Source organism: Pseudomonas sp. P7779 (genome assembly GCF_013386315.1).
GTDB lineage: Bacteria > Pseudomonadota > Gammaproteobacteria > Pseudomonadales > Pseudomonadaceae > Aquipseudomonas.
Genome location: NZ_JACARZ010000039.1, coordinates 21,655 through 36,306 on the forward strand (window position 1 = coordinate 21,655; position 14,652 = coordinate 36,306).

Sequence of the window (14,652 nt, forward strand, 5' to 3'; positions counted from 1 at the left end):
GCAGAGCGTCCATTGCGGCGTTCCCACGCAGAGCGTGGGAACGATCAAGGAGTCACGAATAATGAGCCGCGTACCCGACACATGGATTTTGACCGCCGACTGCCCCAGCGTGCTCGGCACGGTGGACGCGGTCACTCGCTACCTGTTCGAGCAGGGCTGCTACGTCACTGAGCACCACTCCTTCGATGACCGGCTCTCGGGCCGGTTCTTCATCCGCGTGGAGTTCCGCCAGCCCGATGGTTTCGACGAACAAGCCTTCCGCGATGGCCTGGCCACCCGTGGCGAAGCCTTCGGCATGATCTTCGAACTGACCGCGCCGAACTACCGGCCGAAAGTGGTGATCATGGTCTCCAAGGCCGATCACTGCCTCAACGATTTGCTCTACCGCCAGCGCATCGGCCAACTGTCGATGGACGTGGTCGCCGTAGTCTCCAACCACCCGGACCTCAAGCCCCTGGCCGACTGGCACCAGATTCCCTATTACCACTTTCCCCTGGACCCCAACGACAAGCCGTCGCAGGAGCGCCAGGTGTGGCAGGTGATCGAAGAGTCCGGCGCCGAGCTGGTGATTCTTGCGCGCTACATGCAAGTGCTGTCGCCGGAGCTGTGCCGCAAGCTTGACGGTAAAGCCATCAACATCCACCACTCCCTGCTGCCCGGTTTCAAGGGCGCCAAGCCGTATCACCAGGCTTACAACAAGGGGGTGAAACTGGTGGGCGCCACTGCGCATTACATCAATAACGATTTGGACGAAGGCCCGATCATCGCCCAGGGCGTGGAGGTGGTGGACCACAGTCACTATCCGGAAGATTTGATTGCCAAGGGACGGGATATCGAAGGCCTGACCCTGGCCCGGGCCGTGGGGTATCACATTGAGCGGCGGGTGTTCTTGAACGCCAATCGGACAGTGGTGCTCTGATGGACACCTTCGCGAGCAAGCCCGCTCCCACATTCGACCGCATTTCAAAGGTAGGACTCGGTCAACTGTGGGAGCGGGCTTGCTCGCGAAGAGGCCCTTACTAACAACGCAAAAACAGCATCTGTACCCGAGCACTTAAACGCGCTGCCTGCCTGGGCAACGCGGTTCCATAAAAACAACAGCGAGGTGAAAGCATGTCTGGTAATCGTGGTGTCGTGTATCTCGGCAACGGCAAGGTCGAAGTACAGAAAATCGACTATCCCAAAATGCAGGACCCCCGTGGCAGGAAGATTGAGCACGGCGTCATCCTGCGCGTGGTCTCCACCAACATCTGCGGCTCCGACCAACACATGGTGCGCGGCCGCACCACTGCCCAGACCGGCCTGGTCCTGGGCCACGAAATCACCGGCGAAGTGATCGAGAAGGGCAGCGACGTCGAGAACCTGAAGATCGGCGACCTGGTGTCGGTGCCGTTCAACGTCGCATGCGGCCGTTGCCGTTCCTGCAAAGAGCAGCACACCGGCGTGTGCCTGACCGTCAACCCGGCCCGTGCCGGTGGCGCCTACGGCTATGTCGACATGGGCGACTGGACTGGCGGCCAGGCCGAATACGTGCTGGTGCCTTACGCCGACTTCAACCTGTTGAAACTGCCGGACCGCGACAAGGCCATGGAGAAAATCCGCGACCTGACCTGCCTCTCCGACATCCTGCCCACCGGCTACCACGGCGCAGTCACTGCGGGCGTTGGCCCGGGCAGCACGGTCTACATCGCCGGTGCCGGTCCGGTAGGCCTGGCGGCTGCCGCTTCCGCTCGCCTGCTGGGCGCTGCGGTGGTGATCATCGGTGACGTCAACCCGATCCGCCTGGCCCACGCCAAGGCCCAGGGTTTTGAAATTGCCGACCTGTCGAAAGACACCCCGCTGCACGAACAGATCGCTGCGTTGCTGGGCGAGCCGGAAGTGGATTGCGCCGTCGATGCCGTGGGTTTCGAAGCGCGTGGCCATGGTCATGAAGGGGCCAAGGCAGAGGCTCCGGCCACCGTGCTCAACTCGTTGATGGGCGTGGTGCGGGTGGCTGGCAAAATCGGTATTCCGGGCCTGTACGTCACCGAAGACCCGGGTGCCGTGGATGCCGCTGCAAAAATGGGCAGCCTGAGCATTCGTTTTGGCCTGGGCTGGGCCAAGTCCCACAGCTTCCACACCGGGCAAACCCCTGTGATGAAGTACAACCGCCAACTGATGCAGGCGATCATGTGGGACCGTATCAACATTGCCGACATCGTCGGTGTGGAAGTCATCAGCCTGGATGACGCGCCACGCGGGTACGGCGAGTTCGATGCGGGCGTGCCGAAGAAGTTTGTGATTGATCCGCACAAGTTGTTCAGCGCGGCTTAAATCGCGGGCAAATAAAAAGGCGACCTCAGGGTCGCCTTTTTTGCATCTGCGGTTGGGTGGGAGAATCAGCGAATCGCCAAAGCCCCCTGATACACCGTTGGCCCCGTCGGCTGCTTGCTCACCGAGCCGCCCTTGGTTTCCGAACTGACCATCAGTGTCACCGGTTTACTGATTGACTCCTGCTGGCGAGGGTTGATGCCGATAATGCCTTTGCCGTCTTCCGGCAGCAGGCCCAGCGACACTGGCGTGCCGTCAGCCGGGACGGCCCACAGTTCCAGGCTTTGATCCGGAGCCGGTGCGGTGGCGGCAATCGGCTGCACTTCGAGGTAATCCTTGTGGGCCACGATTTGCGTGGCCGGTTGCTGGGTGGTGTTCACCAGCAATGCGGCAGCCTTGACGCTGTCCTGGGTGTAGAGGGCGCCGCCGACGCCGGCGACTACCACCAAACAGGCGCCGATGAACAGGCGTGGGCGGTTCCAGAATGAAGGCTTGTGCTCAATCACTTGGGGGTTGATCGCAGTCATTAGGCTCTTCCTGACATGTTTTGTAGTCTTTCATGGACCCGGTTAACGGCGATCGGTTCCTCATCCGTCGTATTGAGCCTCGGATCAGAGTGATGCCAATTGGCCCTGATACAGCACCGGCCCGGTGGGTTGTCCGGTCGGCGAGCCCCCCTGAGGCTCAAGGCTCACTGCCAGGGTCAGCGGCGCCGTCAGCAGCGCCTGGTGTTCTTTGCTCAACTGGATTCGGCCGTTACCCGACACCGGCAACAACCCCAGGGAGATGGGTTTGCCGCCTGCCGGGATTGCCCACAGTTCCAACGCGCGGGCCGGCTCCACGGCGGCCAGGGTCAGCGGTTCCACTTGCAGATGATCCGCATAGGCCTGGATCTTCAGCGCGGGCTGTTGATTGGCCGCCACCAGCGTGGCGTTGTACTCCACCCCAAGGTCGCGCTGGTACAACACGCCCACCAACACCGCGATCACCACCCCGCACGCCGCTACCAGCAAGCGCAGGTTCATCCAGAACGGTTTCTTCGCCGGCATATGCAGCACTTGCGGCTCAATGCGCGCCTTGATCCCTTCCCATACGTGGTCCGGCACCGGCCGTTCAGGCAGCGGCCCGGTGAGGCTGGCGAGGGCATCCTGCCAGTGCCCGAGTTCGACGCGCAGCGCCGCGTCATCCCGCAGCAGCGCTTCAAAGCGCCGGCGGGCGGTGGCAGGCATCAGCCCGATGGCGTAGTCAGCCGCCAGGGCGCGGCGCAGGGCGGTGGTCTGGTAGTTCATGATTCAAGGCACCTGCGCAAGCGCTCCATGCCGCGGCGAATCCAGGATTTGACCGAGCCCAGGGGCGCGGCCAGATGTTCGGCCAATTCCGAGCACGACAAGCCCTGGAAGTAAGCCACGGTGATCGATTGACGCTGCATGCCTTCGAGGCTGTCGAGGCAGCGGTTCAGGGCGAGGGCTTCACGCTCGCTGTCGAGCTGTTCATGGGCGCTGGGGCTTTCGTCGGCCGTGGCGTCCTCCTGGCCTTCGCTCAAGGGTTGTTCGCGGTGTTTGCGCAACTGGTCGATCGCCAGGTTGCGGGTGATATTGACCATCCAGGTCATGGGCGCCGACAGATGGGCCTCATAGCGTGAGGCGTTGTACCAGATGCGCACGAAGCTTTCCTGCAACACCTCCTCGGCCAGATCCTTGCGACCCATGAAACGCAAGGCAACACCATGCAAACGCGGGGAAACGCTGCGATAGAGCGTTTCGAACGCCTGGCGATTACCCAGTGAACACTGGGCCAGCAATTGCCGTAGCTGATCTGCATCGTGGGTCGAAATAGGGCTTCTCCAGGCGCTTGCAACAGAGCGATGGGACGGCGCACGGTAAAGAGGGCAGGCTGAGGTTAGTCCAGCTTGGGCATTCATTCCATCTACCTCCGTGCGGCTCGTGGTGGATATACGCAGCGCAAGGCGCATCGGATGCAGTGGTTTTCTGAACTAATCTGCAGGGAGGGAACAATCCTTCGGCGTACCCAGTCAAACTCCTGCTTTTTGCGCTTACTTTCAGAGGTTGTCTTGATGAAGATTTCACGCGGTTTTGCCCTGTCCTGCCTGTTGACCGTGGCGGCCAGCCCGGTATTTGCGGCAGGTTTCAGCCTCGGCGACGTGGCCAATGCCGTGTCCGGTGCACAAGGTGGCGACAAGGCAGCAGCGGCTGCACCCACTTCACAGACCGCTGGTCTGCTGCAGGCACTGACCTCGCAATTGAACGTGACCCCTGAGCAGGCCGTTGGTGGTACCGGCGCAATGCTGGGCCTGGCCAAGAATAAATTGGGCGGCGGTGATTACTCGCAACTGACCAAAAGCGTACCGGGCCTGGACAAGCTCTCCGGCAGCAACTCCCTGGGCAGCCTCGGCGCCCTGAGCGGCATGCTCGGCCAGAGCGGCGGCAGCAAGACCTCGGGCCTGGACGGCGTGTTGGGTAACGTGAAGAACACCAACGACCTGAACACCGCGTTCAGCGCGCTGGGCATGGACAGTGGGATGGTGGGCCAGTTTGCGCCGGTTATCCTGAAATACCTGGGCGGCCAGGGCGCCAGCGAATCGGTGCTGGGCAAACTGGCTTCGGCCTGGGGCACTGGCGGCTAAGACCGCTCCGCGCGCAGTTGGGCGATGCGCGCATCCTTCTCCATCCAGAGCTGGTTGACCCAGTTCTGGACGGTCTGGCGAAACGCCGGATCGTTCTCGTAATCCCCCTGCCACAACGCCGGATCCAGCTCTCGGGTACGGATATCCACGATCACCTTCGGCACCGCACCACTGATTAAGTCCCAGAAGCCCGGAATGTTTTCCTGTGGATAAACCACGGTGACGTCGAGCACCGCATCCAGCTGTTCACCCAACGCCGCGAGCACGAACGCCACGCCACCCGCCTTGGGCTTGAGCAGGCGCTCGAAGGGTGAAGCCTGCTGTTTGCGCTTGGCCGGGGTGAACCGCGTGCCTTCCAGGTAATTCACCACGGTGACCGGCTGGCGCTTGAACAACTCGCAGGCCTCTTTGGTGATTTTCAGGTCCTGGCCTGCCAGTTCCGGGTGTTTGGCCAGGAATGCCTTGCTGTAGCGCTTCATGAACGGGTAATCGAGTGCCCACCAGGCCAGGCCCAGGAAGGGTACCCAGATCAGTTCCTTTTTCAGGAAGAACTTGAAGAACGGCGTGCGCCGGTTGAGGGCCTGGATCAGTGCGGGGATGTCGACCCAGGATTGATGGTTGCTGATCACCAGATAAGAAGTGTCACCCCGCAGGTCGCCGCCGCCGCGAATGTCCCATTGGGTAGGGATGCACAGGGCGAAGATCAGCTTGTCGATCTCGGCCCAGGTTTCGGCGATCCACATGACGGCCCAGGACGCATAGTCACGAAAGCGACCGGGGGCCACCAGCTTGAGCAGGGCAAACACCATCAGCGGCCCGAACAGCACCAGGGTGTTGAGCAACAGCAGCAATGTGACGAAACAGCCGGTGAGCAGGCGGCGCATAAGTAACTCTTGGAATCATTTTTGGCCCGCCATGATAAGCAGCTTGGGCCTGGAGACCAAATCGCAAATAAGCTTACGAATGTTTCACAGCGGGCTGGGTATGCTCTGTGATCTAACTAAGCAGCGAATTTGCAGTCTAGAATTGGCCCACTTATTTCAAGGAAACCTCCTACGTGAAATCCATCCTTGCCCTGCTAACGCTGGTGGCCTTGCCTGTCATGGCCGCCGAGCCGACCCTTTACGGTCGCTACGAATACATCCAACTGCCGGAAATCGGTGAGACCTTCAAGGCCAAGATGGACACCGGCGCGCTGACCGCCTCGCTGTCGGCCCGGGACATCGAGACCTTCACCCGTGATGGCGACGACTGGGTACGCTTCCGCCTCGGCGGCAAGGACGCCACCAACAAGGTGTACGAGCACAAGGTTTCGCGCATCAGCAAAATCAAGAGCCGCGCCGACGAAGATGACGACAAGGACGAAGCCACCGTGGCCAAGCGCCCGGTGATCGACCTGGAAATGTGCCTGGGCAACGTCAAGCGCACCGTCGAGGTCAACCTCACCGACCGCAGCAGCTTCAACTACCCGCTGCTGATCGGCGCCAAGGCCCTGCGTGAATTCGGCGCTGCGGTAAACCCGGCCCGCCGTTACACTGCGGACAAACCGGACTGCTGACGGAACACCATGGCGCACATCCTGATTGTCGAAGACGAAGCGGCTATCGCTGACACGCTGATTTTCGCCCTGCAAGGCGAGGGCTTCACCACCACCTGGTTGAGCCTCGGCCAGGCGGCGCTGGCCCATCAGCGGCAAACCCCGGCGGACCTGGTCATCCTCGACATCGGCCTGCCGGACATCACCGGCTTTGAAACCTGCAAGCAACTGCGGCGTTTCAGCGAAGTACCGGTGATGTTCCTCAGCGCCCGGGACGGTGAGATCGACCGCGTGGTGGGTCTTGAGATCGGCGCTGACGACTATGTAGTCAAGCCGTTCAGCCCGCGGGAAGTGGCAGCGCGGGTACGGGCCATTCTCAAGCGCGTGGGCCCCGGTGCTGCTCCGGCGGTGTTCCAGGTGGACCTGGAGCGCATGCAGATCAGTTATCGCGGCCAGCCCCTGAGCCTCACTCGCCATGAATTCCGTCTGCTGCACAGCCTTTTGGAGCAACCCGAGCGCGTGTTCAGCCGCGAGCAACTGCTGGATGCGGTGGGCGTGGCGGCGGACGCAGGCTACGAGCGCAATATCGACAGCCACATCAAAAGCGTGCGCAGCAAATTGCGCGCGGTGGCGCCCGAGGCGGAGCCCATCCAGACCCATCGCGGCCTTGGCTACAGCTACAGCCCGGGCAACAGCTGATGCGCCTGGGGATTCGGTTCTTCCTGGTGTACGCATTGTTTATCGGCCTGACAGGCTACTTCGTACTCAGCACCGTGATGAAGGAAATCCGCCCCGGCGTGCGCCAGTCCACCGAGGAAACCCTGGTGGACACCGCCAACCTGCTGGCGGAAATCCTGCGCGACGATGTGAAGAACGGCACCCTCGGCCAGAGCCACTGGCCCGAACTGCTCAAGGCCTACGGTGAGCGTCAGCCCGGCGCGAATATCTGGGGCCTGCCGAAAAACCAGGTCAACCACCGCATCTACGTCACCGACGCCAAGGGCATTGTGCTGCTGGACTCCAGCGGCGAGGCCGTAGGCGAGGATTACTCGAAGTGGAATGACGTGTACCTGACCCTGCGCGGCGAATACGGTGCGCGCTCGACCCGCAGCGAACTGGACGACCCTGCCTCTTCGGTGATGCACGTCGGCGCGCCGATCCGCGATAGCGGGCAGATCATCGGCGTGGTCACTGTGGCCAAGCCCAACAGTTCACTGCAACCCTATGTGGACCGCACCGAAGACCGGCTGCTGTGGTACGGCGCCGGGCTGGTCGCCCTGGGCTTGCTGTTTGGTGCGCTGTTGTCGTGGTGGTTGAGTGTCGCACTGCGCCGGCTGACGGCGTATGCCCAGGCGGTGAGTGAAGGCCGGCGTGCCGAGTTGCCGCACTATCGCGGCGGTGAACTGGAGCAGTTGTCCACCGCCGTGGAACACATGCGCACCCAGCTGGAAGGCAAGGCGTACGTCGAGCGTTATGTGCACACCCTGACCCACGAATTGAAAAGCCCGCTGGCGGCGATTCGTGGTGCGGCGGAGCTGTTGCAGGGCGACATGTCCCGTGACCAGCAGCAGCGTTTCGTGAGCAATATCGACAGTGAAAGTGCGCGCTTGCAGCAGTTGATCGAACGCCTGCTGAACCTGGCGCAGGTGGAGCAGCGCCAGGGCCTTGAGGACCAGGCCAGCCTGTCGTTGGCGGCGCTGGTGGACGAAGTGCTCAGGGCTCAATGTGCGCGCATTGAAGGCGCCGGGTTGCAGGTCGAGCAGGCGATTGACGCGGATCTGCAGGTGTACGGCGAGCCGTTCCTGCTGCGCCAGGCACTGGGTAACCTGCTGGAAAACGCGCTGGATTTCACACCGCCCGGCGGCACATTGCGGTTCAGCGCCAAGGCCTTGGATGACGGGATCGAATTCACCCTGTTCAACCAGGCCGACGCCATTCCCGAGTACGCGTTGCCGCGCCTCAGCGAGCGCTTCTATTCCCTGCCGCGCCCGGCCAGCGGGCGCAAGAGCACCGGCCTTGGGCTCAATTTTGTCGAAGAGGTGATGAAGCTGCACGGCGGCTCACTGCAGATCGGCAACGTGCCCGGCGGCGTGCAGGTAAAACTGCATCTCCACACAGTCTCCACATTCCCTTCATAAATCCCCCTTAAGCGCCCGCCAGACTCTCCCTCATCAAAACAGGGAGAGCTTCATGAACCGCAATCTGCTTTTCAAATTGGGCGCCATCGCGCTGCTGATCGTGCTGTTGTTGATTCCGTTGCTGATGATCCACGGGGTGATTACCGACCGTCAGCAACTGCGCGACGACGTCTTGCAGGATATCGCCCGCAGTTCCAGCTACAGCCAGCGCCTCAATGGCCCGGTGCTGGTGGTGCCTTATCGCAAGACCGTCCGGGAGTGGAAGCTCAATGAAAAGCTCAACGAACGCTACGAAGAAACCCGCGAGGTGCGTGGTCATCTGTATTTCCTGCCGGAGCAATTTGCCCTCGACGGGCAGGTGCAAACCGAAGTGCGGGCCCGGGGCATTTACCAGGCGCGGTTGTTCCACGCCGACAGCCGTATCAGTGGGCGGTTTGTGTTGCCGGAGCAGTGGGGCATCAAGGAAAATTTTGCCGATTACCGCTTTGACCCGGCGTATCTGGCAGTGGGTATCAGCGACATTCGCGGTATCGAAAATGCGTTGAAGCTGGAGCTGGGCAGCCAGCAACTGGCGTTTTCCCCGGGTACTCAAGTGGCTTGGCTGGGGGAGGGTGTGCACGTGATGCTGCCCGAGCAGGACAGCCACAATCCGTCACCTTTTGACTTCGCCTTTGACCTGCGCCTGCAAGGCACCGAGCAACTGCAAGTGGTGCCGGTGGGCAAGACCAGCCAGGTCAAGCTCGCGTCCAACTGGCCGCACCCCAGCTTTATCGGCAACTTCCTGCCGACCCAGCGCGAGGTCACCGCCCAAGGCTTCAGCGCCAATTGGCAGACCACATTCTTCTCCACCAACCTGGAAGAAGCGCTGCGCGGTTGCCTGGCCGAGCGCGGCTGTGACGACTTCAACAGCCGCAGCTTCGGCGTGAGCTTTATCGACCCGGTGGACCAGTACCTCAAGAGCGATCGGGCGATCAAATATGCGCTGTTGTTTATCGCCCTGACGTTTGCCGGTTTCTTTCTGTTCGAGGTGCTCAAGAGCCTGGCGGTGCACCCGATCCAGTACGCGTTGGTGGGGGTTGCCCTGGCGTTTTTCTACCTGCTGCTGTTGTCGTTGTCCGAGCACATCGGGTTTGGCCCGGCGTACCTGATATCGGCGGCGGCCTGTGTGTTGCTGATCGGGTTTTACGTCTGCCATGTGCTGCGCAGTGTCGCCCATGGCCTGGGGTTTTCAGCAGGGTTGGCGGCGTTGTATGGCTTGCTGTACGGGTTGCTGAGTGCCGAGGATTACGCGTTGTTGATGGGCTCGTTGCTGCTGTTCGGGTTGCTGGGCACGGTGATGGTGCTGACCCGCAAGCTGGATTGGTATGGGGTGGGCAAGCGATGAGTCGGTCGTTGGGGTTGCGGGAGGATCAGCAAGAGGGCGCGCAGTTAGTGGTGAGGATCAACGCGCTATTCCCTGTGGCCCGGGAGCTTTTTGTGGCGAGGGAGCTTGCTCCCGCTGGGCTGCGCAGCGGCCCCAAAAATCCTGGGAGCGCTTCGCACTCCAGCGGGAGCAAGCTCCCTCACCACAGAGGGGCCCTTGCAGCAGGTTAGGCCGGTGGCTGGGTCTGGAGCATCGACGGCCGCTGACTCACCTCGGCATACCACGCCGCCAGCTTCGGATGGCTCGACCGCCACTGCATGTCCGGGTGGCGGAAGTCCAGGTAAGCCAGTGCACACGCCACGCTGATCGCGGCCACGTCAAACGGCCCGGCCAGTTCGGCGATGGCGTCCTGTTCGAGCATGTCGAGGGCGCGGCGGATCTTGTCGCGCTGGCCTTCCAGCCACAGGTCCCAATGTTTTTCCTCGGGGCGCATGGCGGTTTCATAACGCACCAGTACGGCGGCATCCATGATGCCGTCGGCGGTCGAGGCCAGGGTCAGGCGCCGCCAGCGGGCCGGGCCGTTCCGGGGGATCAGTGGAGTCCCGGTGTGTTGGTAGTCGAGGTAATCGAGGATCACCCGGCTGTCGTGCAGCGCATTGCCGTCGGCCAGGCGCAGGGCGGGGATCTTGCCCAGCGCGTTGTCCAGGATTACATCGGCGTCGGGCTTGACCGGCGTCGGCACGCAGGCGTGCAAGGTCACGCGGTCCAGTTGACCGGTCTCGTGCAACAACACCCGTACTTTGCGCACAAACGGCGAGGCAGGGTTGTGGAACAACGTCATGCTGGGGGTGGACATGGGCATTCCTCGGAAAAGGGCAGCGCTAATCTATCTCAACGCTTGAGCAACGCCCAGCTACCTATGGCGGCCGGAATGCCCAGCCCCACCCAGCTCAGCGAATCCCACAAGCCGTCCCCCAGCAATGCCGCAAACAATCCGGCAGCACTCAACAACCCGATGGCCAGCGGAATGCCGAATACCTTCCAGAAACTCGATTGCCTCGGCTTCATGACTTGGCCGCCTTGCGCCGCACCAGCCACAGGTACACGCCACTGCCCAGGACGATGATGGTCAGCACATCCAGCACCGCCCACAGGATCTTCATCGGCATGCCGCCGTAGTCACCGAAGTGCAGCGGCTGGGACATGCCCATGGCGTCCATGTACCACGGCCGTTCGGCGATGGCGGTGACGTGCAGGTTGCTGGCGTCGATCAATACCGGCGTCAGCAGGTGTGAAGTCAGGTGGGTGCTGCCTTTCATGAACACCGCGTAGTGATGCTCGCTGGAGAAACGCGTGCCGGGGAACGCGATAAAGTCCGGCTCCATCCCGGGCGCGGCCTTGGCGGCAATCGTCAGCAGGTCGGTGGCGGGGGCGCGCAGGGTCAGCGGCGGGGCGTTTTTGTAAGGCTCGATCATTGCGCTGAGGCTGTCGGTGCGCCACGCGGCGATGATCAGGTCGGCGCAGGCGCTGATCACGCCGGTCACGCCCACTACCAGCGCCCAGGTCAGGGTGACCACGCCGATCAGGTTGTGCAGGTCGAGCCAGCGCAGGCGCGTGGATTTGTCCTGGCGCACGGTGGCGAATTTCAGCCGGCGCATGAACGGCAGGTACAACACCGTGCCGGAGATGATCGCCAGCACAAACAGAATGCCCATGAACGCCAGCAGCAACTTGCCCGGCAGCCCGGCGAACATATCGACGTGCAGGCGCAGCAGGAACATCGTCAGCCCGCCGTTGGCCGAAGGCGTTTCCACGGCCTCGCCGGTGCGGGCGTCGAGCATGAAGGTGTGGGAGGAATTGGGTTCGGTGCCGGCGGTGGCGGCCATGATCGCGATCACGCCGTTCTTGTCGTCTTCGTCCCAGGCCAGGTATTGCATGGCTTCGCCGGGGCGATGGGCCTGGGCTTTGGCAACAAGCTGTTCGAGGTTCAGCTGTGGGGTATCGGCGGGCATCTGTGCCAGCTCGGGTTCGTTGCCCAGCAGGTGGTCGATCTCGTGGTGAAAGATCAACGGCAGGCCGGTGAGAGCGAGCAGCAGCAGGAATACGGTGCAGACGAGGCTGGTCCAGGTGTGGATGAAGGACCAGCGGCGGATGGTTTTGCTTTTCATTTTCTAGCCTTCAGACACACCGAAGCCGCCCACGGGGGCGGCCCGGTTGTTAACTCAGCCGATTACCACTGGTAGGTGGCACTGGCGACGACGCTGCGTTGGTCGCCGTAGTAGCAGTAGGAAGCATCGCAGGTGGAAATGTAGTCCTTGTCGAACAGGTTGGTGGCATTCAGTTTCACCGAAGCCCCCTTGAGGCTGTTGTCCAGGCGGCCGAGGTCGTAATGCACGGAGGCATCGAACACGGTGTAGGCATTGGCCTTGCCCAGCCAGGTGTTGCCCTGGTCGCCATAGGTATTGCCGGTGTAACGGGCACCCGCGCCAATGCCGAAACCGTCGAGCACACCGGCGTGCCAGGTGTAGTCGGTCCACAGTGAGGCTTGCTGGTTTGGCATCAGTTGCAGGCGGTTGCCTTTGTATTGGCCTTTTTGCACTTCGGATTTGGCCAGGGTGTATGCCGCGATGACCTTAAGGTTCTCGGTCACGTCAGAGACGGCTTCCAATTCCAGGCCCTTGACCTTCACTTCGCCGGTCTGGTCGGTGATCGACTGGCCACCGGCGCCGAAGCTGGTAACCAGCACGTTCTTTTGGGTCAGGTCGTACACCGCTGCGCTCAGCAGGGTATTTGAGCCGGGTGGCTGGTACTTGACCCCCAATTCCCATTGCTTGCCTTCGGTGGGTTTGTACGACTCGGTTGGCGAGACGCTGGCGTTACTCGCTGGCTGGAACGATTCGGCGTAGGAGAGGTACGGAACGAAGCCCGAATCGAACACATAGCTCAGCGCGGCGTTGCCACTGAAGTTCTTGCTGCGGTCGGTATTGGTTGCATCGTTTTTGTTGAAGTAGGTGGTGCCTTGGTGCACCCAGTCTTCACGCCCGCCGAGGGTCAGGCGCCACTGGTCCAGGGCCATCTGGTCCTGGGCGTAAAGGCCAGTCTGGATGGTTTTCTGGTTGTAGTCGTAATAAGCGGTGGAGCGCGCCGGACGCACCACCGGCTTGGTGTTGACGGGGTTGTAGAGGTTGACTGTGCCGCCGTCACCGAAGATCGACAGGTACGAGGTGTCGGTGCGCTGGTGATCCAGGCCGAGCAACAGCGTGTGGGTGATATCACCGGTGGCGAAGTCAGCCTGGAAATTGTTGTCGACGGCGAACTGGCCGATGCTTTCGTCGACGTTGGTCGACCCGCGGCTGGTATTACCCTCGGCATCAATGGTCGAGTAACCATAGGAACCCACGGTCAGCTGCTGGAAAGCCAGCTCCGACTTGGTGTAACGCAGGTTCTGCTTGAACTGCCAGGTATCGTTGAAGCGATGCTCGAAGGCGTAGCCCAGCGCGTAGTAGGTGCGGTCGTAGTACTCGTAGTCCGGGTCGCCGAGGTTCTTGTGATGAGAGATGTCCCCCAACGGCGATTTGATCTTGGTGCCGACAATGGGCAGGAACTGACTGGTGGCGCCGGTATCGTCGCGGGTGAACTGCGACAGGAACGTCAGCTTGGTGTCGGTATCAATATTCCAGGTCAGGCTGGGGGCGATGTTGTAGCGCTTGTTGTCGATGTGATCGACCTGGGTGCCGGCGTCGCGCACCACACCGCTGAGGCCGTAGAGAAACTGGCCTTCATCATCGATCTTGCCGGTGCTGGCGAAGTTGATCTGGCGGTAGTTGTCGCTGCCGTACTGCACCTGGATGGCATTGCTCGATTCAGCGCTGGGGCGGCGGCTGACCATATCCAGCAGGCCGCCGGGCGGGGTCTGGCCGTAGACCGACGAGGCCGGGCCGCGCAGCAGCGCAAGGCGGTCGAGGTTCCAGGTTTCGGCTTTCGGGTTGGCATACACGCCGCGTGGCAGCGGCAGGCCGTCGAGGAACTGGGTGGGTTCGAAGCCGCGTACACGCATCCAGTCGTAGCGGGTGTCACTGCCGTAGCTGGCGGACACGATACCGGGCATGTATTTGACGGCGTCATCCAGGTTCTGGACGTTACGGTCCTGCATTTGCTGGCGAGTGGCGACGGAAATCGAACGCGGGGCTTCGACCAGTGCGGTATCGGTCTTGGTGCCGGCAGCGGTGCGGGTCGCCAGGTAACCGTCAACCGGCCCCCATGCGCTTTCCGCGTCGGCCTGGCCGGTAATGCTGGTCTCCGGCAATGCCACGACCCCATCCGGGATCGCTACCAGGCTGAACGTGCCTGCACTGCTTTGCTCCAGTTGCAGCCCGGTCCCGCGCAACGCTTCACGCAATGCGCCTTGTGCATCGAATTGCCCTTTTACCGGCGCGGAAGTCTTGCCCGCTGCCAACCCCGGGTTCAGCGTCAGCGCCAAACCGGCCTGGCTGGCGATCTGGTTCAGGGTGGTGGCCAGCGACGCTGCCGGCAGATTGTAGGCGCGCACACTGGACGCTTGTTCGGCGGCGAGCAACTGGGTGCTGGCCAGCGGGGCGCTGAGGGCAATGGCCACGGCCAACAGGCTGGGGCGCAACAAGGTGTCTAGCGTGCGGGACAT

15 protein-coding genes are annotated in these 14,652 nt (G+C 62.0%); 7 read left to right on the top strand and 8 right to left on the bottom strand.

Annotated elements, in window-relative coordinates; all coding sequences use genetic code 11:
- Window positions 1-61 precede the first annotated feature (61 nt).
- Both purU and fdhA read left to right on the top strand, forming a co-directional pair.
- Window positions 62-919, top strand: coding sequence for a formyltetrahydrofolate deformylase (gene purU, locus HX869_RS12675; protein ID WP_003209192.1), 858 nt, complete (start codon window positions 62-64; stop codon window positions 917-919).
- Between the two features lie 194 nt (window positions 920-1,113).
- Window positions 1,114-2,313 carry a formaldehyde dehydrogenase, glutathione-independent gene (gene fdhA / locus HX869_RS12680; RefSeq protein ID WP_003209194.1) on the top strand — a complete coding sequence of 400 codons (1,200 nt, stop codon included), beginning with the start codon at window positions 1,114-1,116 and terminating at the stop codon, window positions 2,311-2,313.
- Window positions 2,314-2,378: 65 nt separating this feature from the next.
- Here the strand turns inward: fdhA and HX869_RS12685 are convergent, their stop codons facing one another.
- From HX869_RS12685 to HX869_RS12695, 3 genes are all read right to left on the bottom strand, one after another.
- Window positions 2,379-2,837, bottom strand: coding sequence for an anti-sigma factor domain-containing protein (locus HX869_RS12685; protein ID WP_177046484.1), 459 nt, complete (start codon window positions 2,835-2,837; stop codon window positions 2,379-2,381).
- An 84-nt stretch (window positions 2,838-2,921) separates the two neighbouring features.
- Window positions 2,922-3,599 (bottom strand): anti-sigma factor domain-containing protein, encoded by a 678-nt coding sequence (locus tag HX869_RS12690; RefSeq protein WP_008434341.1) that lies wholly within the window; start codon window positions 3,597-3,599, stop codon window positions 2,922-2,924.
- Window positions 3,596-4,231 carry a sigma-70 family RNA polymerase sigma factor gene (locus HX869_RS12695; protein ID WP_177116630.1) on the bottom strand — a complete coding sequence of 212 codons (636 nt, stop codon included), beginning with the start codon at window positions 4,229-4,231 and terminating at the stop codon, window positions 3,596-3,598. The genes HX869_RS12690 and HX869_RS12695 overlap by 4 nt, the downstream gene beginning before the upstream one ends.
- 153 nt (window positions 4,232-4,384) lie before the next feature.
- Between HX869_RS12695 and HX869_RS12700 the strand changes: the two genes are divergently transcribed.
- Window positions 4,385-4,954, top strand: a complete 570-nt coding sequence (locus HX869_RS12700; protein WP_003209203.1) for a DUF2780 domain-containing protein — start codon at window positions 4,385-4,387, stop codon at window positions 4,952-4,954.
- On the opposite strand, the gene HX869_RS12705 is transcribed toward HX869_RS12700, so the two are convergent.
- Complete coding sequence (locus HX869_RS12705; RefSeq protein ID WP_102370059.1) at window positions 4,951-5,838, bottom strand: acyltransferase; 888 nt, start codon at window positions 5,836-5,838, stop codon at window positions 4,951-4,953. The two genes, HX869_RS12700 and HX869_RS12705, sit on opposite strands and share 4 nt — an antisense overlap.
- A gap of 173 nt (window positions 5,839-6,011) precedes the next feature.
- Here HX869_RS12705 and HX869_RS12710 point away from each other — a divergent pair, with 173 nt between their 5' ends.
- From HX869_RS12710 to creD, 4 genes are read left to right on the top strand one after another with little or no spacing between them, the layout of a single operon-like run.
- Window positions 6,012-6,512 carry an ATP-dependent zinc protease gene (locus HX869_RS12710; RefSeq protein WP_003209205.1) on the top strand — a complete coding sequence of 167 codons (501 nt, stop codon included), beginning with the start codon at window positions 6,012-6,014 and terminating at the stop codon, window positions 6,510-6,512.
- A gap of 9 nt (window positions 6,513-6,521) precedes the next feature.
- Window positions 6,522-7,190 (top strand): two-component system response regulator CreB, encoded by a 669-nt coding sequence (gene creB, locus HX869_RS12715; RefSeq protein ID WP_003209207.1) that lies wholly within the window; start codon window positions 6,522-6,524, stop codon window positions 7,188-7,190.
- Window positions 7,190-8,629 carry a two-component system sensor histidine kinase CreC gene (gene creC, locus HX869_RS12720; RefSeq protein ID WP_003209209.1) on the top strand — a complete coding sequence of 480 codons (1,440 nt, stop codon included), beginning with the start codon at window positions 7,190-7,192 and terminating at the stop codon, window positions 8,627-8,629. The genes creB and creC overlap by 1 nt, the downstream gene beginning before the upstream one ends.
- 52 nt (window positions 8,630-8,681) lie before the next feature.
- A complete protein-coding gene (creD, locus tag HX869_RS12725; RefSeq protein WP_178903148.1) occupies window positions 8,682-10,013 on the top strand; it encodes a cell envelope integrity protein CreD in 1,332 nt (443 codons plus the stop codon).
- 205 nt (window positions 10,014-10,218) lie between these two features.
- On the opposite strand, the gene HX869_RS12730 is transcribed toward creD, so the two are convergent.
- The 4 genes from HX869_RS12730 to HX869_RS12745 all read right to left on the bottom strand — a co-directional run bounded on the left by HX869_RS12730 (window position 10,219) and on the right by HX869_RS12745 (window position 14,652).
- Window positions 10,219-10,848, bottom strand: a complete 630-nt coding sequence (locus HX869_RS12730; protein ID WP_003209214.1) for a glutathione S-transferase — start codon at window positions 10,846-10,848, stop codon at window positions 10,219-10,221.
- A gap of 35 nt (window positions 10,849-10,883) precedes the next feature.
- Window positions 10,884-11,060 carry a hypothetical protein gene (locus HX869_RS12735; RefSeq protein WP_003209216.1) on the bottom strand — a complete coding sequence of 59 codons (177 nt, stop codon included), beginning with the start codon at window positions 11,058-11,060 and terminating at the stop codon, window positions 10,884-10,886.
- Window positions 11,057-12,160 (bottom strand): PepSY domain-containing protein, encoded by a 1,104-nt coding sequence (locus tag HX869_RS12740; protein WP_003209218.1) that lies wholly within the window; start codon window positions 12,158-12,160, stop codon window positions 11,057-11,059. Before HX869_RS12740 ends, HX869_RS12735 begins: the two co-directional genes overlap by 4 nt.
- A gap of 62 nt (window positions 12,161-12,222) precedes the next feature.
- Window positions 12,223-14,652: a TonB-dependent siderophore receptor gene (locus tag HX869_RS12745; protein WP_102604387.1), complete on the bottom strand. Its 2,430-nt coding sequence runs from the start codon at window positions 14,650-14,652 to the stop codon at window positions 12,223-12,225.